Source organism: Trinickia sp., assembly GCF_057351765.1.
In genome coordinates this window covers 1-18144 of record NZ_JBMRBK010000040.1, presented here as the reverse complement: position 1 = coordinate 18144, position 18144 = coordinate 1, and the positions used below count along the sequence as shown (strand labels likewise).

The 18144-nt window shown below is 62.4% G+C and carries 17 protein-coding genes; 9 read left to right on the top strand and 8 right to left on the bottom strand.

Annotated features, from left to right (window positions below):
- The first annotated feature begins 82 nt into the window (after positions 1 to 82).
- Positions 83 to 277 carry a hypothetical protein gene (locus tag ACO1XS_RS10465; protein ID WP_486390626.1) on the top strand — a complete coding sequence of 65 codons (195 nt, stop codon included), beginning with the start codon at positions 83 to 85 and terminating at the stop codon, positions 275 to 277.
- A gap of 86 nt (positions 278 to 363) precedes the next feature.
- Here the strand turns inward: ACO1XS_RS10465 and argG are convergent, their stop codons facing one another.
- Positions 364 to 1698, bottom strand: a complete 1335-nt coding sequence (argG, locus tag ACO1XS_RS10460; RefSeq protein WP_331570681.1) for an argininosuccinate synthase — start codon at positions 1696 to 1698, stop codon at positions 364 to 366.
- A gap of 251 nt (positions 1699 to 1949) precedes the next feature.
- Here argG and ACO1XS_RS10455 point away from each other — a divergent pair, with 251 nt between their 5' ends.
- On the top strand, positions 1950 to 3197 hold the full coding sequence (locus tag ACO1XS_RS10455) for an MFS transporter (RefSeq protein WP_331570679.1): 1248 nt from the start codon (positions 1950 to 1952) through the stop codon (positions 3195 to 3197).
- A 25-nt stretch (positions 3198 to 3222) separates the two neighbouring features.
- On the opposite strand, the gene ACO1XS_RS10450 is transcribed toward ACO1XS_RS10455, so the two are convergent.
- A complete protein-coding gene (locus ACO1XS_RS10450) occupies positions 3223 to 3534 on the bottom strand; it encodes a cupin (RefSeq protein ID WP_486390625.1) in 312 nt (103 codons plus the stop codon).
- A gap of 45 nt (positions 3535 to 3579) precedes the next feature.
- The gene (locus tag ACO1XS_RS10445) at positions 3580 to 4263 is read right to left on the bottom strand and encodes a DJ-1/PfpI family protein (protein WP_331570676.1); all 684 of its coding nucleotides are present in this window, start codon (positions 4261 to 4263) and stop codon (positions 3580 to 3582) included.
- A gap of 160 nt (positions 4264 to 4423) precedes the next feature.
- Between ACO1XS_RS10445 and ACO1XS_RS10440 the strand changes: the two genes are divergently transcribed.
- Positions 4424 to 5386 carry a GlxA family transcriptional regulator gene (locus ACO1XS_RS10440; RefSeq protein WP_331570674.1) on the top strand — a complete coding sequence of 321 codons (963 nt, stop codon included), beginning with the start codon at positions 4424 to 4426 and terminating at the stop codon, positions 5384 to 5386.
- A gap of 27 nt (positions 5387 to 5413) precedes the next feature.
- Here ACO1XS_RS10440 and ACO1XS_RS10435 read toward each other — a convergent pair whose 3' ends face one another.
- A complete protein-coding gene (locus ACO1XS_RS10435; protein WP_440564009.1) occupies positions 5414 to 6004 on the bottom strand; it encodes a BPSL1445 family SYLF domain-containing lipoprotein in 591 nt (196 codons plus the stop codon).
- A gap of 299 nt (positions 6005 to 6303) precedes the next feature.
- On the opposite strand from ACO1XS_RS10435, the gene ACO1XS_RS10430 reads away from it, so the two are divergent.
- Together ACO1XS_RS10430 and ACO1XS_RS10425 are read left to right on the top strand one after the other, a co-directional pair.
- Positions 6304 to 6873, top strand: coding sequence for a hypothetical protein (locus ACO1XS_RS10430; protein ID WP_331570670.1), 570 nt, complete (start codon positions 6304 to 6306; stop codon positions 6871 to 6873).
- Between the two features lie 29 nt (positions 6874 to 6902).
- On the top strand, positions 6903 to 7400 hold the full coding sequence (locus ACO1XS_RS10425; RefSeq protein WP_331570713.1) for a hypothetical protein: 498 nt from the start codon (positions 6903 to 6905) through the stop codon (positions 7398 to 7400).
- A 42-nt stretch (positions 7401 to 7442) separates the two neighbouring features.
- On the opposite strand, the gene ACO1XS_RS10420 is transcribed toward ACO1XS_RS10425, so the two are convergent.
- Genes ACO1XS_RS10420 through ACO1XS_RS10405 form a run of 4 tightly spaced genes read right to left on the bottom strand, consistent with a single transcriptional unit; the run spans position 7443 to position 11487 of the window.
- Positions 7443 to 8099, bottom strand: a complete 657-nt coding sequence (locus ACO1XS_RS10420; protein ID WP_486390624.1) for a DUF2894 domain-containing protein — start codon at positions 8097 to 8099, stop codon at positions 7443 to 7445.
- Entirely contained in the window at positions 8092 to 8739 is a 648-nt protein-coding gene (locus tag ACO1XS_RS10415; RefSeq protein ID WP_486390623.1) for an OmpA family protein, read from the bottom strand. The genes ACO1XS_RS10420 and ACO1XS_RS10415 overlap by 8 nt, the downstream gene beginning before the upstream one ends.
- Positions 8736 to 10685, bottom strand: a complete 1950-nt coding sequence (locus ACO1XS_RS10410; RefSeq protein ID WP_486390622.1) for a DUF802 domain-containing protein — start codon at positions 10683 to 10685, stop codon at positions 8736 to 8738. The genes ACO1XS_RS10415 and ACO1XS_RS10410 overlap by 4 nt, the downstream gene beginning before the upstream one ends.
- 10 nt (positions 10686 to 10695) lie before the next feature.
- Positions 10696 to 11487 (bottom strand): DUF3348 domain-containing protein, encoded by a 792-nt coding sequence (locus tag ACO1XS_RS10405; RefSeq protein ID WP_486390697.1) that lies wholly within the window; start codon positions 11485 to 11487, stop codon positions 10696 to 10698.
- Positions 11488 to 11820: 333 nt separating this feature from the next.
- Here ACO1XS_RS10405 and tssE point away from each other — a divergent pair, with 333 nt between their 5' ends.
- The 4 genes from tssE to ACO1XS_RS10385 form a co-directional block, all read left to right on the top strand.
- Positions 11821 to 12303 carry a type VI secretion system baseplate subunit TssE gene (gene tssE / locus ACO1XS_RS10400; RefSeq protein WP_331570662.1) on the top strand — a complete coding sequence of 161 codons (483 nt, stop codon included), beginning with the start codon at positions 11821 to 11823 and terminating at the stop codon, positions 12301 to 12303.
- 62 nt (positions 12304 to 12365) lie between these two features.
- Positions 12366 to 14210, top strand: a complete 1845-nt coding sequence (gene tssF / locus ACO1XS_RS10395; RefSeq protein WP_486390621.1) for a type VI secretion system baseplate subunit TssF — start codon at positions 12366 to 12368, stop codon at positions 14208 to 14210.
- Between the two features lie 22 nt (positions 14211 to 14232).
- Positions 14233 to 16086, top strand: coding sequence for a type VI secretion system baseplate subunit TssF (gene tssF / locus ACO1XS_RS10390; protein ID WP_486390620.1), 1854 nt, complete (start codon positions 14233 to 14235; stop codon positions 16084 to 16086).
- A gap of 180 nt (positions 16087 to 16266) precedes the next feature.
- Positions 16267 to 18144, top strand: a 1878-nt coding sequence (locus ACO1XS_RS10385) for a type VI secretion system Vgr family protein (RefSeq protein WP_486390619.1), incomplete at its 3' end; no start/stop codon positions are given.

Sequence of the window (18144 nt, the reverse complement as noted above, 5' to 3'; positions counted from 1 at the left end):
TGATCGTCGAAACTAGGGGAAAACCCGTAGGTATTTTCGATATAATGACGAACCGATCCCGTTTCCAGTTTCGATTCGTCCGATGAAAGCCTTTGAGAAATTTGCCTTTTCCGTCGTCACCCTATTCGGCCTGATGTGTTTTGCCGTCGTGGTGTATGGGCGAAGCTCGGAAGCGCGAGACGCCGTCCATGAAATCGTGAAGGCGGGTACCGCGTGGCCGCTGGGCGCGTGCTCGATGTCGCCCGACGACCCCTGCACCATTTATTGGCTGAACTAAACAAAAGGGAGCGCCGAACACTACGGCACTCCCTTTTGTCCTTCCGGCCAGCCGAGCGATGCGAATGGGCGCTACAGCGCCCGTTTTTATTCGCCGCCGTCTTTCAATTGCGGCAAGGCCGACGCCTCGCCGGGGGTCAGCAAGCCGACTTGCGAGTAAATCCGCAGCTTCTCGCGCGTATCGGTGATATCGAGGTTCCGCATCGTGAGTTGGCCGATTCGGTCACGCGGCGAGAACGTCGATTGCACCTTCTCCATCGAGAGCCGCTCCGGCTGATAGGTCAGATTGGGCGACTTCGTGCTGAGAATCGAATAATCGTTGCCGCGGCGCAGTTCGATCTTGACCTCGCCCGTCACGGCGCGGGCCACCCAGTGCTGGGCCGTTTCGCGCAGCATGATGGCCTGGGGATCGAACCAGCGGCCTTGATAGAGCAGGCGGCCCAGCCGACGGCCGTTTTCGCGGTATTGCTCGATCGTGTCCTCGTTGTGAATACCCGTGACGAGGCGCTCATAGGCGATATGGAGCAACGCGAGCCCCGGGGCTTCGTAGATACCGCGGCTTTTGGCTTCGATGATCCGGTTTTCGATCTGATCGCTCATGCCGAGGCCGTGGCGGCCGCCGATCCGGTTCGCTTCGAGCATCAGCTCCACGGCATCCGTGAACTCGACGCCGTTCAGCGCCACGGGACGGCCTTGCTCGAAACGGACGGCGACCTCTTCCTTGGCGATTTGTACGTCATCGCGCCAGAACGCGACCCCCATGATCGGATTGACGATCTTGATGCCGCTTTCGAGGCTCTCGAGATCCTTGGCTTCATGCGTCGCGCCGAGCAGATTCGAATCGGTCGAATAAGCCTTTTCCGCCGACATTTTGTATCCGAAGCCCGCCTGCCGCATGAACTCCGACATTTCGGCACGGCCGCCCAGTTCGTCGATGAACTGTTGATCGAGCCACGGCTTGTAAATCTTGAGGTCCGGATTCACAAGCAGACCGTAGCGGTAAAAGCGCTCGATATCGTTGCCCTTGTAGGTGCTACCGTCGCCCCAGATGTTGACGCCGTCTTCCTTCATCGCGGCGACGAGCATCGTGCCCGTCACGGCGCGGCCGATCGGCGTGGTGTTGAAATACGTCACGCCCGCCGTCGAAATGTGGAATGCACCGCATTGCAGAGCCGCGAGGCCCTCGGCGACGAGTTGCGCGCGGCAATCCACGAGGCGCGCGCCTTCGGCGCCGTATTGCGTCGCGCGGCGCGGGATCGAGTCGTAATCGTCCTCGTCGGGTTGGCCCAGGTTCGCCGTATACGCATAGGGGACGGCACCCTTGATGCGCATCCAATGCAGCGCGGCGCTCGTGTCAAGGCCGCCGGAGAAGGCGATGCCGACCTTTTGGCCGGTCGGAAGACTCTCGAGAATTGTGCTCATGAGGAAAACCGTTGATTCGGGGTAGGAGAGGTACCGCGAGATTGTAACGCCAGGCAGTCCGCCATTATGACGCAACTCGTGGCGCAGTCGCTCGTATCGTCGGAACGGGTGGTTTCTCGGTGCATGGATGATTTCCTCGCCGGACTACGAAGATGCGGTATGGGAAGATGCTCTACACTCTCCGGCTTAGACCAAAAACCGCGCCCGACAATTCGAAGGCTGCGCCGCTTCGGGCGGACGTGGCGATACTCATGACAGTGCAAACGCCGCAACCCGTGGAATCCCTCGACTCTCCACAAAGCTCAATACATCGCGGTTCCTTTCGGCGTTTCTGGGGGACGCGGGGGTTATCGTCGCTTTCGTTTCAGATGCTCGCCGTCGCGATCGGCTGGCATATGTATGCATTGACGCATAGCGCTTTCGCGCTCGGTCTGGTCGGACTCGCGCAGTTTCTGCCGATGTTCGCACTGACGCTCGTCGTCGGGCACGTTGCCGACCGCTATGATCGCCGACGCATCATCGCGGTCTGCCAGTCGATCGAAGCGTTGGCCGCCGGTATTTTCCTGCTGGGCACGCTTGGCGGATGGCTCACCGCCCCCGCGATTTATGCGCTGGCGGCCGGGGTGGGGGCGGCGCGCGCGTTCGAGGCGCCGTGCGTGGCTTCGCTGCTGCCGGCTGTGGTGCCGCGCAGCGAGTTGCCGCGCGCGACCGCGCTATCGAGTTCCGCGAACCAGGTCGCACAGATTCTTGGACCGGCGTGTGGGGGTGTCCTCTACGGGGTCGGCCCGAGCGCGGTCTATCTCGCTTGCTTCATCGGTTTTCTCGCCGCGGCGGGTCTCGTCGTTTCGATCCCGTTGCGCGCGAAACCTGTCTCGCGTGCGCCCGTGACGTTCGAGTCCGTGTTCTCGGGCATCGCGTTCATTCGCCGCGACCCGGTCATTCTCGGGGCGCTTTCGCTCGACCTTTTTGCCGTACTGTTCGGCGGCGCTACCGCGCTGTTGCCGATTTTTGCGCGCGATGTCCTATTGACCGGACCTTGGGGTTTGGGTGCGCTGCGCTCGGCGCCCGCTGCGGGCGCGCTCCTCGGCACGCTTTGGTTTGCGCGGTTTCCGCTGCGCACGCGGCCCGGCGCGGCGATGCTCGGCGGCGTGATCGTGTTTGGCGCTGCAACGATCGTCTTCGGCTTGTCGACGAATTTTTTCGTTTCGCTGATCGCGCTTGCCACGCTGGGCGCCTCGGACGTGATCAGCGTCGTCGTCCGGTCGTCGCTCGTGCAATTGCGTACCCCCGACGACATGCTCGGGCGGGTGAGTGCGGTCAACTCGCTTTTCATTGGCACGTCGAATCAATTGGGCGAGTTCGAATCGGGTATCACGGCCGGATGGTGGGGGGCGCGCGCGGCTGTGCTCGTTGGGGGTATCGGGACGATCGGGATTACGTTGCTTTGGATGAAGCTTTTTCCGCCGTTGTTGCAGGTGCGATCGTTCGAGCGTGAGTAACGTTACAGTTACTCGCTCCCGGCTACTACACACTCCCCTCACGCTCGACCACGAGAATGCGCGCCACCCCGCGCGGGTGGGCTACATGCTCGCAGCCAATATCGGCGAAGAAGACGTCCCCCGTTTCGAGCGTGGCGACATGCTCGATCCCGGCGCTTCGATAATGCATGTCCACCACACCGTCGAGTACCGCAAACACCTCTTCACCGTCATTGACGTGCCATCGATACGGCTGATCGGTCCAGTGCAGGCGCACCGTCGTGCCGGCCATATTGGCGATATCGATAGCGTCCCAGGCGCGCCTGCCTTGGAACGCTTTGCTTCGAATAACTTTCAATGCATGGCTCCGTCGATTATCGATACAAAGCGCAACGCGCCACGCTCACGCCCGTGACGCGTCCACGATCTCATTGACGACTGCGGCTCGCTTTGCAAGCGAAGCGGCCGAACGCGCCTTGCCCATCGCCAGAATATGAGCGGGCGCCGTATCGGGACTGCCCGACTCGAACGGCGGCGCGGGCGCGTATTCGAGCTCCAACTGGATCGCCTGAGCTTCATCGTCGCCCGCCAGTTCCGCCGCGATGGTCAATGCGAAGTCGATGCCGGCCGTGACGCCGCCACCCGTCAACAGATTGCCATCGCGAACGACGCGGCCGTGCGTCGCAATGGCGCCCAGCGGTTCGAGCAGCGAATGAAATGCCCAGTGCGTCGTGGCGCGTCGGCCACGCAACAGCCCCGCGGCACCCAGCAGTAGCGAGCCAGTGCAAACGGAGGTGACATAACGCGCGCCGGCTGCTTGCTTGAGAACGAACGCGACCGTTTCCTCGTCGCGCATCAAGTTCGTCACGCCGCTGCCGCCCGGTATGCAGATGACGTCGAGCTGGGGGCAGTCGCTGAAACTGATGCTCGGCGTCAGCAGGAGTCCGCTGCTCGAGGCAACGGGCGCTCGTGTTTTCCAGACCAAGTGCACCGTGGTATCCGGTAGCGATGTGAGCACGTCGTGCGGCCCGGTCAGATCGAGTTGCTGAACTTCGGGGAATACGAGAAAGCCTACTTGCAGTGTCATGAGGTACCTCGGCGATGGAATGAAACGGAACGATGCCGGTTCGCTGCGGCCGGCGCGGATCGCCCGTCGACAAGACTATTCTATGCGTGTACCGTATGGCAGAAATGCCATTTAACCCACGTTTCCTGCCACGTCGATTTAGAAGCCGATTATCCAGGCGATGCTTCCGATTCTGATTCTCGCGTTCCCCGATGCGCAGTTGCTCGATATCACCGGGCCGCTACAGGTTTTCGCCTCGGCCAACGAGCTGGCTGCGGAAAGTGGGCGGGCGAGGCCGTATGCGGCGCGTGTCGTCGCAGCGGAGCCCGGCGCGGTAATCACCTCGTCAGGGCTTGCCGTGGTAGCCGATGGACTCCGTTCGGCCGCAAAAGGCATCGATACACTGATCGTTCCAGGCGGCAGAGGGGTCGAGGCAGCGTCGCAGGACGCGAGGCTGACGCGCTGGGTTCGCAAGCAGGCGAGTGGTGCGAGACGTGTCGTGTCGGTATGCAGCGGGGCCTTCGTGCTGGCGGAAGCGGGCCTGCTCGACGGGCGTCGCGTAGCGACGCACTGGAGCCGCTGCGAGCAATTGGCGAAACGCTATCCCGCGCTTCAGGTGGAAGCGGACCCGATCTTCATTCGGGACGGCGCGATATGGACATCGGCCGGTGTAACCGCAGGCATCGATCTGGCGCTGGCGCTCGTCGAAGAAGACCTCGGCAGGCCTGCCGCCCTCGATGTTGCACGCGAGCTCGTGGTCTTCATGAAACGCCCGGGCGGGCAGGCGCAGTTCAGCGCGTTGCTGTCGATGCAACAAGCGGGCGACCCATTCGCCGAGCTGCATACATGGATGGCCGAGCATCTGGGCGCCGACCTCTCGATACCGGCATTGGCACGCCGCGCCCGCATGAGCGAACGCAGCTTCATGCGGCACTACCGCGCCGAGACGGGCCGCACGCCGGCGCGAACGGTCGAGCAGTTTCGCGTGGAAGCCGCGCAGCGCTTGCTTGGCGAAACGTCATGGTCGATCAAACGCATCGCCTCCCGGTGCGGATTCGGCACGGAAGAAACGATGCGCCGCACGTTTATCCGTCTGTTACGCGCGACACCACAGGCGTACCGCGAGCGGTTCGCCTCGCAATGATGCGCGCCGCAGGCGTCGCCGCACAGATCAGATAACGAGCCGCGAGATCTTGGTGCCCTCGAGCGAGACGCCCGCCATCAATCCCGCATTCGTCAGAACGAATGCTTCCACGGGCCTCAGCGTCGACGACGTATCGACGTTGCCGTTCGCCCCGACATGCAGTACGGCTACCGTGGCATCGACGCCTGCCGCCCACCCTTGGCTGTTGACGAATTTGTCGAGCGCCTCTTGCGTCATGAACAGCATGACGATGGCTTTGGATTGCGCACCGATCTGCAGTCCGAACGATGCGGCCGCGATGCTGTAGTAGCCGCTCGTCTGCTCGCCTATACGCAAGGCGCCCTGGCCGTATTGGCCACCGAACCAGAAGCCGGCCGAAATGACCGAGGGAAACACGAGCACCCCGCGCGCCTTGCCGACGAGTTCCCTAGAACCGTTGACGGTGGCGTAGAGCCGGGACAGCGTCGAGTTGACGTCGGCATCGATCGACTGACGCCGTCCGGCATTGGCCTCGGGCGTGGCGCTCGACGAAGCGGGCGTGGTCGTGCATCCGGCCAGCGAGAGTCCGCCCGAAGCCACGAGGGCACTCGTCATCGCAATGAATTGACGGCGTTGCATGGATTCTCCTGATGATGTGAGCGGCGCGCGATGTCTCGATTCTTCGCACGTCAGTGTCAGTGACCCGAAAAGAGGGGACGGAGTTCCTGACAGATAGTTGCGCGCAAGGCGACGCGAACAGATACTGGCCGATACGCGACGCGCAAGCACCGTTTGCTGCCGCTTGCCGCGGTTTGCAATTCTTTGCGTTTTTCGAGTTGCACGGCGCACACCATCCTGTACCATGCTGCGGCACGGAAAACCCTGCGATCCCGCGCCTGCTCGACGCCGGGCTCGCACCACCATCGAACACTGAACGCATGAAAGATCTCGGACATCATGCCGCTTGGCGCAGCGGTTCGTTCATCGTATCCCGCGCCGTGCTGGCGGTCGTCGCGGCCACGCTTGGCGCCGCGCTTGCCGGCTGCAACTCGCTCTATACGGAAGGTGCGACAGCAGGCGCCGGCGTTGCCGGTGCCGCAGTCGCCAGCACGGTCACGCACAACGCTGCGACGGCGGCGGGCATCGGCCTCGGCGCCGTCGCAGCAGCACGAGCTGGTGTTCAGTTCTCCCAGCGAATCGTCCATCGCGACACCCAGGACAGCATCGCCAAAGTGGCCGGGCCGCTCGGCGTCGGGGCAGTGGCGAATTGGAGCGCGACGCATTCGGTGCCCATCGAAGAGGACGAGCACGGACGTGTCACGGTGAGCCGGGTCATCAGCCAGGGCGCGCTCGATTGCAAGGAAATCGTGTTCTCGGTCGATCGGCCCGCGAAAAAGGATACGCCGGCGTCGAGCGCGTTCTACGTCGCCGCCGTTTGTCAGGACGGCAATGCATGGAAGTGGGCATCAGCCGAACCCGCCACAGAACGTTGGGGCGCGCTGCAATGAGCGGGCCGATGACCCCACGCGTGCCGTTGATGCGCCTGATCGCAGTAGGGACGTTTTCCATTTACGCGGGTCTTGCTTTGAGCGGTTGCGCATCGGTGGGGGCTGCGGCGGGTGCCGTTGCCGGTGCGGCGACAGGTCTGGTGTCGGCCAATCCTGCCGTCGGTATCGGCGTCGGCATCGCGGTGCAGGGCGCTACGGACGAGGCAGTCAAGCGCTATACGCGTTCGATGCATACCGATCAACAGGACGCGATTTCCAGCGCGGCCGGTGAGATGGACGTTGGGCAAACGCGTCCGTGGCGTGTCAAGCACCGCATCCCGCTCGAAAACGGCCACGGCGAGGTACGCGTGACGCGCGCTTTCGCGACGCCGCTCGCGAGCTGCAAGGAGTTCGTGTTCTCGGTTGTCGATGGGGAAAAGCCCGGCGCGCCGCAGCACTGGTATGCGGCGAGCGCGTGTCAGCAGGACAGCCGATGGAAATGGGCGTCGGCCGAGCCGGCGGTCGAACGTTGGGGCACGTTGCAGTAACGTGCGGGGACAAGGCGGCCGTTTGCAGCGACGGCGTTCGCGTCAGCGCGATTTGCCGCGCGCGCTCTTTTTGACAGAGGCGGGACGCGCGCCATCTTTCGCCGCCATCCCCTCGCTTTCGTTCAATTGTTCGATCCAGGACAGTGCGTCGACATAGCCCAGGAATTGGCGCAGGTACTCCGGGGACAGCTCGCGCATCAACGAGAGCGAGCGATATACGAGGCTCTCGGAATTGAGCGGCCCCGCATTCCCGGGCACCTGTTCGTGCGATTCGCGTAACCGGCGCTCGGTGCTGAGCTTGGACCACGTGTGCCTGAAATAATCGAGCGCTTCCGGCTCGGGATCGAACCGCGATGGACCTGCCGTGCCGCCGATTGCAGGACGATCGCCATCGCTGGGCGCACGATTCGCGGCCATCTGGTCGACGAGCTCGGCCAGCGCGCTACGCGGGCGCGGGTTTGGCGTCATCGGCATGTCGCGCTCAACCGCAACCGGCGCGGCTTTTTCAAGGTCTTCGGCATAGGCGTCGATCAACCCTGCGATTCGCTCGTCCAGAAGGCGACGCACCTCGCCCGTCTGGTACGCGGCCCGGCGTGCGAGCGCTTCGATCGCTCGGAAGCGCACCGGCTTCACGCGATCGGCACCGCTTTCGCGCCATGCTTGCAGCATCGAGGCTGGATCGAGGGCCTCGCTAGCCATGGGACCTCGGGGTGGAGGCCGCCGCCTTTGGCATCGGCGCGAGTTCGACGCGTCGATTCCTGGCCCGGCCTTGTTCGTCCGCATTCGAACTCACGGGCTGTTGGGAGCCGAACGCGGCCGCAAAAACCGACGACGGTGGAATGCCTTCGTCGATCAACGCGCGCGTCACGGTGAGCGCACGCTTGGCCGAGAGTTCCCAGTTGTCGGCAAAGTGCCGGTTGCCTTCGCGAACCTGCAGATCGTCCGCGAAACCGCTGACCATCAGGATTTCCTCGTGACCTCGTAAATAGGCCGCCAGCGGCCCTGCAAGGCTCTTGAGCAACTCGCGCCCCTTCGGCTGCAGTTGGTCCGAGTTGAGCGCGAAGAGCAGGCTGCCGCTAATGCCGATGTGTCCGTCGACGAGCGTCACGCGGCCCGCCGCGAGCGGCCCGGCCAGCGCCTGCTCCAGTGTTTTGCGCCGCTGCGCTTCGAGCTGACGTTCCTTGATCTCTTTGTCGAGCTGTGTGGAGAGCTCCATTTGAACGCCGATGACGCCCACCAGGATCAGCACGAACACACCGAGCAGAACCGACATCAGATCGCCGAAGGCGGCCCAGATCGGCGCGCCCGCTTCGGCGCCGGCTTCGATTTCCTCGCTCATGCCGTCTCGGCTCCGGCGGATTCCGACGTGCGCTGCGTGGCGAGCCGCTGCAAATCTTCGACGATCTGCTTTTGCGACATCATGCTCAGATCGATGACTTCCCGCGCTTGGGCGACGTAGTAGGCGAGTTGGTCATCGCTGCGGGCGAGCGATTTGTCGAGTGCCGCTTCGATGCGCTCCAGATGCGCGACGAGTTTCTCGTTCGCGTCGCCGAACAACTGTGCGGCAGCGCCGAATGCTTCCGAAAGGCTCGCCACTTCGATTGCGCTGCTCGTCATCTGCGCGACAACGGTGCCGAGCTTGTCCGACTCGGATCCGAGCGTTTCGGTGAAGCGCTGGCCTGCGCGTTCGAGCAGACCCGAGGAGGTCGCAATCAGCTCGTCCACGGCCGAGCGTTGACGAGTCGAAGCGTCGTTGACCGCATCGAGCAGCGTATTGAACGTCGCCAGCATTCTGCTGCGCTCTTCGAGCATCGCCGTATCGCGCGCCATGCTGTCGGACAGCTTCTGACGCAATTGCGCGACGACTTCGGCCGCGAGCTTCGGTGCCTCCGATGCGGCTTGCATCAGGCGCGCAATCTCGGCGATCGTCTCGCTTGCATGGGCCTGCGTGTGGGCTGCCGTTTCGCGCATCGTGCGGGACAACGTATCGCAGATCTCCTGCTGGCGGCTTGCGTTGCCGGCACCCGCGCGCTCCCATTCCTGACTCAAAGCCGCGGCCATTGTTTCAAGCCGTTGGGCCCAGGCCGCGAGTCGTGTTTCGTCGCGCGATGCGAGCAGATCGGCCAACCGGACGTGCGCTTCACCCGTGGACTGGAGCAAAGACGCCGAATGCTGCTCGAATTGGGCAGCCGCTGCATCCACATACTGTTGCGCCGACGCGCTCAGGCGCGCGACGAGCGCCTCGTTCGATTGCCGATGCGCATCCAGCGAGCGGTTCCAGATCTGCGCCACTGATGCGCTCGACGTTTCGAAGCCTTTCGATAACCCATCGAGCTGGCGCTCCACCGACCGAGCGATGCTGTCGCGCAGCGCGACGCTCTCGCGTTCGAGGCCGGCCATCGTGGTTTCGACGACCGGCTGGAGCATGGCCCCCGCGTTGCGGGCGTTTTCGGCGATGCTCTCTTTGAGCGATTGCTCGACCGACGACGCAAGGCGCAGATAGGCCGCTTCGGTCTTGCTGTGAAACGCTTCCTGGCTGGCCAGCTGCCGCTCGTTCGACTTCAGGTTTTGCTGTTCGATCGCAATGGTCATGGCGTGCAACCGGTCGACCAGCGTCGGCATCGCATCGGCATGCCGCTGCAGCAATCGGAACGCTTCGTCGCGCTGATGCGCAGGCGAAAACGCACGCAGCGTCGTTGCGATCCTGGCATCGAGCAACTCGACGGCTTGCGTGCGCTCGCGTCGGCAAAACGCAGCGAGCAGGCCCAGCATCGCCGAAGTAGCGACGCCGGCAATAGACGTGCCGAACGCGAAGCCGAGCCCTTTCACCGGCGCGGCCAACGAAGCCCGGATCGCTTGAAGGTCGGCGGCGCTTTCGAGCGCCGCACCGGTACCGCGAAGCGTCGCCATCATGCCGAGCAGCGTACCCAGCATGCCGAGCAGCACGAGCAAGCCGACCAGGTAGGGTGCGAGCGTAGGCGAGGGCAACGCGCCGCGCGCGCCTTCGATGCGCAGGCGCACCGCATGGCGCAGGCTCGCGGGTACGCGTTCGAGCCACGCCCCAAGCGCGGGCGGCGGCTCGGCAAGGTCCGAGACTGCTTCGATCAGTCCGGACGTAGCCCGATGATGGCGTTGCAATTCGACCGAGCCGGCGACATAGCACGCGCCGATCAACAGCGTGACGATGAGCGCCACCGGGTTCGAGACGACATAGCCGGTACCAATCCAGGCAAGAACGGCGAGACCGGCCAGGAACACTGCGAGATGAATGGGATTCCTAAACATTGGGTCCGGATTAGCAGGTGCGGAGGGCGGCAAGCAGCCCTTGCACCGGTTGAAAACGAAGATCGAGCTCGGCGTGCAGAACACACTGCATGTCGTAGCGGAACGTGTCCAGCCACGCACCGGGCTCGATCGTGGTGAGGCGGCCCTGAGCCTGCGCTTGTGCTTCTCCGTGTGCCAACCGTTCGGCTTCGGCCGTACGCAGGCGCTCGAAATGCCCACGCAGCGCAACGGGCGCACTGCTCAACAGATGTTGCTCGCGCGCTTCGAGCGCGCGCTCCATTGCAGCATCGACCAACGCAAGGCGGCCCATCGCGCTCGAGCGCATTGCCAGCGTGGCCCTCAGGCGGCGGCGCAGATTGCCGATATGGGTCTCCATGCTCTGCTGCAATGAGAGGTAGCACTGTCGAAAGAGCGTGTAATCGGCCACGTCGTCGCCCTTGTCGTTGCGCCGCGGCGCGTGCACGGGTATTGATGCGCGCCCGGGCGTTCCGCGTGTCGCGAGCCTTGCGGGCATCAATATGCTGTCGCCGGCAATGGCGCGAGCCAGCGTTGCACGAACGCGATGGCACTCGCTTTCGCATGCTTCGGCCGTGCCCAACGGTTGAGCGTCGGCGACGACAGCGGCGGACGCGCCCCCACCGAGCGCCGAGGAGAGCGCAATGGCGTCGGTCCAATCGAGCCACCCCGTCAGGCGCTGCGAGAGCGTCTGCGCGGGTTCGGCGACGTTGCTGTCTGTCAGGCGGGCGAGCAGACGAATAAGTGTCGGACCGCTCAGTGCTGAGCGCTGCGGGACTGTCACGATACGGCTTTACGAACGGAGTCGAAAAACCCGACAGTTTACACGCTGACGCGGGATCGACCTCCCTTGTCGAGGTCGGCGGCTTCGGCGCCGCTGCCGTCGGGCCTCAGGGCGGTACGTGTGCCTTCGCGCCACGAAACCGAGTGATAGCAGGATGGTTCGAGCGCCAGTCCTGGCCGGCTTCATCTGGAACTCGTTGCGACCTGGCGAGCATTTTCAGATATTTCTGATTTTCTCGGCAGCAGCGCGAGCGTTCCATCAGGCGCTGGAGTGGTCCTGTATCATACGCCTCGCACTTGAGAGGGTGCATCACTACGGATTCTTTCAAAAAAATAGATGAACCGTTTCGAACCTAGTCTGCTCGACAAATTGTTCGGCGACGGCCCGAATCAGCCGGCGTCCGCCGTTGTGCGGCAGCTGTCGCTGGACGAACTCAAAGGTACGGTCGCGCGCCATATCGAGTCTCTTCTGAATGCCCGAATTACATTCACCGACGAACGCCTCGCCGGGTTCGACGAATGCCAGCGATCGGTGCTGACCTATGGGCTCAACGATTTCGCAGGGCTCAGTCTCGCCAGTCACGACGACCGGGAGACCATCTGCAAGTCGATTCAACGCGCGATCGAACGCCACGAGCGCAGGCTCAAGCAGGTCGAGGTCGAACTGGAAGTGAACGTGCAGTCCACGAACCTGCTGTGCTTCGCCATCAAGGCAATGCTGGTCGTGCATCCGGCCTCGGAGCCCGTCAACTTCGACGCCATGCTGCAACCGTCCACGCTGCAATATTCGGTCAGCCGCGCACGCCCAAAGAGGCTCTAAAAGAAGGCCACGAAAACAATAGCGGCGCACCGGCCGGCTAGCACACTGATCCTGAGACCCAGATGGAAGAATTACTGCCGTACTACGAGCGCGAGCTATCGCATTTGCGCCGTTATTCCGGGGGCTTTGCACAGCGCTATCCCAAGATTGCGGGACGCCTTTTGCCGGCGGACGAGCACGGCGACGATCCGCACATCGAGCAATTGATCCAGGCGATAGCGCTGCTCGATGCTCGCATCGGCAAGAAGCTCAAGGATGATTATCCGCAGTGTGTCGAGGCGCTGTTGGACGTGATGCATCCGCATTATCTGCGCCCGTTCCCGTCATGCTCGATTGCGCAGTTTACCGTCACGGCTGCCACAGACGGTAAGCCGATCTCCCATAAGCTGGCACGTGGCACGGAGTTGGTCAGCCGGTCGATCAACGGTGTTCAGTGTCGATTCAAGACCGCCTACGACGTGACGCTTGCACCGCTTGCGATCAGCGAGGCGCGTTATCTGCCGGCGGCTGCGGCCCCTGTCGTTTTGCCGGTGAACGCGGCGGGGATCGTGTCGATGACATTCGAATCGACGGCGCCGCACCTGGATTTACGATCGCTCGGCCTGCGTAGCGTCCGCACGCATTTGAATGGCGAATCCTCGTTCATTGCGGCGCTCGCCGATGGATTGTTCATTCATGCGCTGGCAGGCTATGTGCAAGCTGATGGCGATGGTAGCTGGAAGCCGTTGCGGACAGTACCCGTCGCGCAGGCCGGATTCGATAAGGACGATGCACTGCTCGACTATCCGTGGAAATCGCACCCGGCATACCGTCCCCTGGCGGAGTACTTCGGCTTCCCGGAGAAACACGATTTCGCCGACATCGACCTCGGCGCGATACTCGATACTGCGGGGCCATGCCGGAGCGTGACGCTGTACGTGGTGCTGAAGGAAGGCCACGGTAACCCGCACGCTGCGCGCCTGCTGGACTCGTTGTCGGCCACGCACTTTCGCCTGTTCTCGACGCCCGTCGTCAATGTGTTTCGCCGCCCCGGCGAACCTATCCGCGTGACGCACCAGGCAGTCGCGTATCCGGTCGTGGCCGATGCAAGCCACGCGGCCTCTTACGACATTTATTCGATCGATTCAGTGAACGTCGTGCGCCAAACGCAAACGCGTAGCCGCGTCATCGAGTTCCGGCCGATTTTCTCGCAGCGCTACGGCGATGACCCACGGTCCGTGCATTACTGGTTCACCCGCCGCGACCCAGCGGTGGCCTTGGCAAGCCCCGGCTACGAAACGGAGATTTCGGTCATCGACACCGATTTCGATCCGATGGCGTCGCACACCGATACGTTGAGTCTCGAGCTGACCTGCACGAACCGGAATCTGCCCTCCAGACTCGCCATCGGGCTCGAGGGCGGCGACTTGTTCTTGAGGGACAGCGACGAGCATGGTGGCCCCTCGATCAGTGCGGCCATGCTGCGCCGTCCGACGCCGACGCTGCGCTTCGAACGCAGCGACGCGTTGCATTTGAGGTTTGCTACGCACCTTGCGCTCGATCATCTCTCGCTTGCCGATATCGGTGTCGACGCGCTCAAGGCGGCGTTGGTGTTATACGACCTACGGCGCTCCGCCGTGACATCGCGGCACATCGAAGGGATCGTGGGCGTCGAGGTGCGCGATGCCGCGATTGAGCTACCGGGAAACCCAACCATGACGGCAGTGCCAGGGACTGAATTGCGCGTGACTCTCGACGAGAAGCATTTCGTCGGTGCCAGCATCGCAACGTTCGTGGGCACGATCGATATGTTTCTCGGTTACTACGTGCAGCTCAATAGCTTTGTTCAACTGGTCGTCCTTTCGAAATATACGGGCGAACCGATTGTGCGATGCAAGCCGCGCAGCAGCGACTTGATTCTCGGGTGATGGAAAAGGGAGATCTTTGCCGATGACGACACGCCACGACGAGTTCGACGACGATCTACTTCGGCATTATTACGAGCGAGAACTGGAGATTCTGCGCCGGGACTTGCGCGCGTTCGCGCAGCGAAATCCGGAGGCGGCCACGCGATTGTCGGTCAATAGCGATGGACGTTCGGATGACGCGGGCGTGGAACGCATGGTGCAATCGACAGCCATTTTGCACGCCCGCCACAGCGCAAAAATCGATGACGACTATCCCGAGTTGTCCGAGGCACTGATCGAACGCACCTTTCCGCAGTACCTTCGCCCCTTCCCGTCGTGCTCGGTCGCACAATTCGACATGGCAGGGATGTTCGATAGCTTGACTGAATCCGTCCGGATCGAGCGTGGGACGCAGTTGAAGACGACGGAGGGCGGGTGTTTGTTTCGAACCACGTATAACGTCGTGCTGGCGCCGGTGGAAATCGCCCGAGCCCAGTATGCGACCACGCCAACGGCTCCCCTTAGCGTCAAGCTGCCACCCGATGCCAGTGGCATGCTCTCTGTGACCTTCCGCTCTGCCAAGACCGGCAGCCGCCTCGGTGTGGCCGCCCCGGCTACGCTGCGGGTCCATCTCGCCGGCCAACCGTCAGTGGTCGCGGCGCTGATGGATACCATGCTGCTGCGCACGGCGAGGGCTTATGTCGAAGACAGTGAAGGACGCTGGGCTCGGCTGCCGACGATTGCCGTTGCACCGGTGGGGTTCGGTCCGCACGATTGGCTAGTCACAGATGCAAAAGAGCCCGGCCAGCCGTTCGGGCTGCTTGGCGAATACTTCGCTTATGCCGGGCGCTTCCATTTTGTCGACATCGATTTGGCGTCTGTGTGTGCGGCGGCACAGGGTGAACCGGCGGGCGAATCGCAGTCCGAACAATTGACGCTGCATTGGGTGGTGACGGGTGTGCCGCCGAATTCGCGCGCCGCTCAGCAGCTCGCGCATCTATCGGCGGATCACCTGAAGTTGTTCTGCACACCGGTCGTCAATTTATTCGAAAGAAAGGGCGTCTCGCTCAAGTACGATCAGCAAAATGGTGTGTGGCCGATCCACGCGCAGGCCAAGAACGATGCACACACCGAGGTGTGGTCGGTCGATCAGGTTTGCACCGCGCAAGGCACTCGGCTGCGCTCGTCGGCCGCGCTGATGACCGGTCACGCACCTTCCACGTGGACATTCATGCAGCGTAGTGGTCCCGCATCGCTTGAGACCGGGCTCGCTGCGGCACTGCGTCTTGAGGGCACCGACGCTCGAGTGAGGACGGGCCCCGAGATGGACACACTGGTAGCGGACGTGACGTGTACCAATGGGGATTTGCCGCATTCCTTGCCGTTCGGCGCATCGGGTGGGGACATGCGGCTGGCAGCCAAGAAATCAGCTACCGAGAATATCGCGTTGCTCCACGTGCCCACATCGGTCGTTCAGCTTTCTCGTACCAACGGTGCATTGTGGCGGCTCATTGGTCAGCAGACGCCCCATGCATTAAGGTTGACTCAGGCCGGGTTGCCGGCCCTCAAGCAACTGTTTCAGCAATTCGCGCAACTTTCGCCTTCGCAAGCGCAGCACGTCGACGGCATCACGGGCCTGAAGCACCGGGCGGTCATGACATTCATGGCGAGAGCGCCGCAGCCGGCGATGGTGCGCGGGATCGAGGTGACGCTGGAAATCGACGAGCAACGCTTCGTCGCGCACAGCGTCGCCGTCTTCGCACGCGTCATGGAGCGCTTCTTTGCGCCATACGCGCCGTCCAACAGTTTCGTTCAATTGGTCATTGGCTCCAGCACTCATAGCGGCGCCGTTTTATGGCGAGGCGAGCCGGTGAGAGGCGGATCGCCACTATTGTGAATACGGGCTGTAAGTAGGCAATCATTGCCGAAAACCATAAATGGATCGGAAATATTTGCTTTGCGAACGATCGGCCGATCCTAACAATGCTGTGAGGTATTTGGGCGTGAAGAAAATCTATGTAAAATCGCGCGACTCTGAATGCCGACTTCTTCGTCAGGCTTGCTAATGAATACGAACTTGTCTGTTCAAGATCTGCGAAAGATCGCCACGGGGATGCAGCACAATCGGCTATTGACGCTGTCATTCCCGGATGGCAAAGCGCCGTACGACATCCTGTTGGTGAATCGTCTCGAAGGCGAGGAATCGCTCTCGCGCGATTTCCGATTCCTGATCGAAATCCTGTCGGATAACGCAAAGCTCGATCCCAATGAGTTCGTCGGCAAGCTCATTGCGGTGAAATTGCTGCGCAACGATGGCAGCTATCGGTATTTCAATGGACATATTTTTTCGTTTCGGCTCGTGCGGAGCGACGGGGGCATCGTTTTTTACGAAGCCGAAATGGGCCCGTGGATTCGGTACCTGACGCTACGCAAGAACAACCGGCTGTTCCTGGATCAGGATATCCGAGGCCAAACCGCCACGATCTTCTCCGATTACGGCACGCTGGCGGTCTGGCAGTGGAAGGTCTATCAGAAGGACCCTTCGATGACGATGGCGTGCCAGTTTGGCGAGCACGACCATAACTACGTCCACCGCCGCTGGGAGCACTTGGGGCTGTGCTACTGGTACGAGCACACGGCGACGGAGCACAAGCTGATCATCTCCGATCCAGGGCGCCAGGAGCCGGTCATCGACGGTGAAAGCCCCAAGGTTCCTTACCAGAGCCAAGCCGGTTCACAGGAAGCGGACGGGATCGCATCGTGGTCGTTCATTCAACAAGTCACGTCCACGCACATTGGTGAGTCGACCACCGACTTCAAGGCCATGCCCCATTTGAACGCGCGTAGCGGCGGGTTCGTCGATGCGCGCACCGACGCATGGGCGAGTGATCGCGGGCAGAAGCTGGAATGGTACGACTATGCAGGCCAGTATGCGCACCGCGACCTGGAAGACGGGGAGTGGCAAACCAGTCGCCGTATCGAAGCCATCGAGGCGATTGCACGTGAGTGGGAGGCCACCGGCAACAACCGCTTCGTGATGCCGGGGCGGTGGTTTCAACTAACCGACCACTTCGGATATTCGATCAGCGCCAGCCATTTCGACGATGAATATCTGATTACCTTTGCGCATCACGTTGCGACGAACAACTACCTTCAGGGTGTCGGCGCGCAGGCGACGTACAGCAACCGATTCACGTGCGTGAAGAAAACCACGCCGTGGCGGCCGATGCGCGGATTGAACAGCGTCGATACACGCATCTTGGCGCCGCAGACGGCGATCGTGGTCGGCCCCGAGGGCGAGAGCCTCTATACCGACGAGTACGGGCGTGTGCTGCTGCAATTTCATTGGGATCGAGAGGGCAAGTACACGACGTGGGTGCGCGTCTCGAGCGGCTGGGCGGGCGGCAGTCAAGGGATGAGTGCGCTGCCCCGGATCGGCTCCGAGGTGGTCGTTCAATGGATTGACGGGAACCCTGACCATCCGCTTGTAACGGGGCGCGTGGGGAGTGCGATGAACCTGCCGGCGTGGCGGTTGCCACATCAGCGGGCGCTGACGGGCATTCGCAGCCGCGAGCTCGTGGGCGATACCGGCAACCGAGGTGGCGGGCGTAGCAATCACTTGGTTTTTGATGACACGGCCAACGCCATTCAGACGCAGCTGCGAAGCGATCATCAAGCAAGTCAATTGTCGCTCGGGAGTATTACTCGGATCGAGGATTGGCAGGGGCGGCAGGATGCGCGTGGGGAAGGCTTCGAGCTGCGCACCGATGCAGTCGGGGCGATTCGCTCGGGCAAGGGTATGTTGGTGAGTACCGAAGCTCGGCGATCGGGGCAGTCGCACATTTCGGATGTGAGCGAACCGGCGTCGCGTCTGGCGCAAGCGCAGCGGCAGCACGATGAACTCGGCAAATTGGCCCAGCAGCACCAGGCGCAGGATAGCGCAGGCGATCAAAGC

Coding starts and splice junctions, on each gene's coding strand:
- ACO1XS_RS10465 (WP_486390626.1), top strand. CDS start 83: ATGAAAGCCTTTGAGAAATTTGCCTTTTCCGTCGTCACCCTATTCGGC.
- argG (WP_331570681.1), bottom strand. CDS start 1,698: ATGAGCACAATTCTCGAGAGTCTTCCGACCGGCCAAAAGGTCGGCATC.
- ACO1XS_RS10455 (WP_331570679.1), top strand. CDS start 1,950: ATGACAGTGCAAACGCCGCAACCCGTGGAATCCCTCGACTCTCCACAA.
- ACO1XS_RS10445 (WP_331570676.1), bottom strand. CDS start 4,263: ATGACACTGCAAGTAGGCTTTCTCGTATTCCCCGAAGTTCAGCAACTC.
- ACO1XS_RS10440 (WP_331570674.1), top strand. CDS start 4,424: ATGCTTCCGATTCTGATTCTCGCGTTCCCCGATGCGCAGTTGCTCGAT.
- ACO1XS_RS10435 (WP_440564009.1), bottom strand. CDS start 6,004: ATGCAACGCCGTCAATTCATTGCGATGACGAGTGCCCTCGTGGCTTCG.
- ACO1XS_RS10430 (WP_331570670.1), top strand. CDS start 6,304: ATGAAAGATCTCGGACATCATGCCGCTTGGCGCAGCGGTTCGTTCATC.
- ACO1XS_RS10425 (WP_331570713.1), top strand. CDS start 6,903: ATGCGCCTGATCGCAGTAGGGACGTTTTCCATTTACGCGGGTCTTGCT.
- ACO1XS_RS10420 (WP_486390624.1), bottom strand. CDS start 8,099: ATGGCTAGCGAGGCCCTCGATCCAGCCTCGATGCTGCAAGCATGGCGC.
- ACO1XS_RS10415 (WP_486390623.1), bottom strand. CDS start 8,739: ATGAGCGAGGAAATCGAAGCCGGCGCCGAAGCGGGCGCGCCGATCTGG.
- ACO1XS_RS10410 (WP_486390622.1), bottom strand. CDS start 10,685: ATGTTTAGGAATCCCATTCATCTCGCAGTGTTCCTGGCCGGTCTCGCC.
- tssE (WP_331570662.1), top strand. CDS start 11,821: ATGAACCGTTTCGAACCTAGTCTGCTCGACAAATTGTTCGGCGACGGC.
- tssF (WP_486390621.1), top strand. CDS start 12,366: ATGGAAGAATTACTGCCGTACTACGAGCGCGAGCTATCGCATTTGCGC.
- tssF (WP_486390620.1), top strand. CDS start 14,233: ATGACGACACGCCACGACGAGTTCGACGACGATCTACTTCGGCATTAT.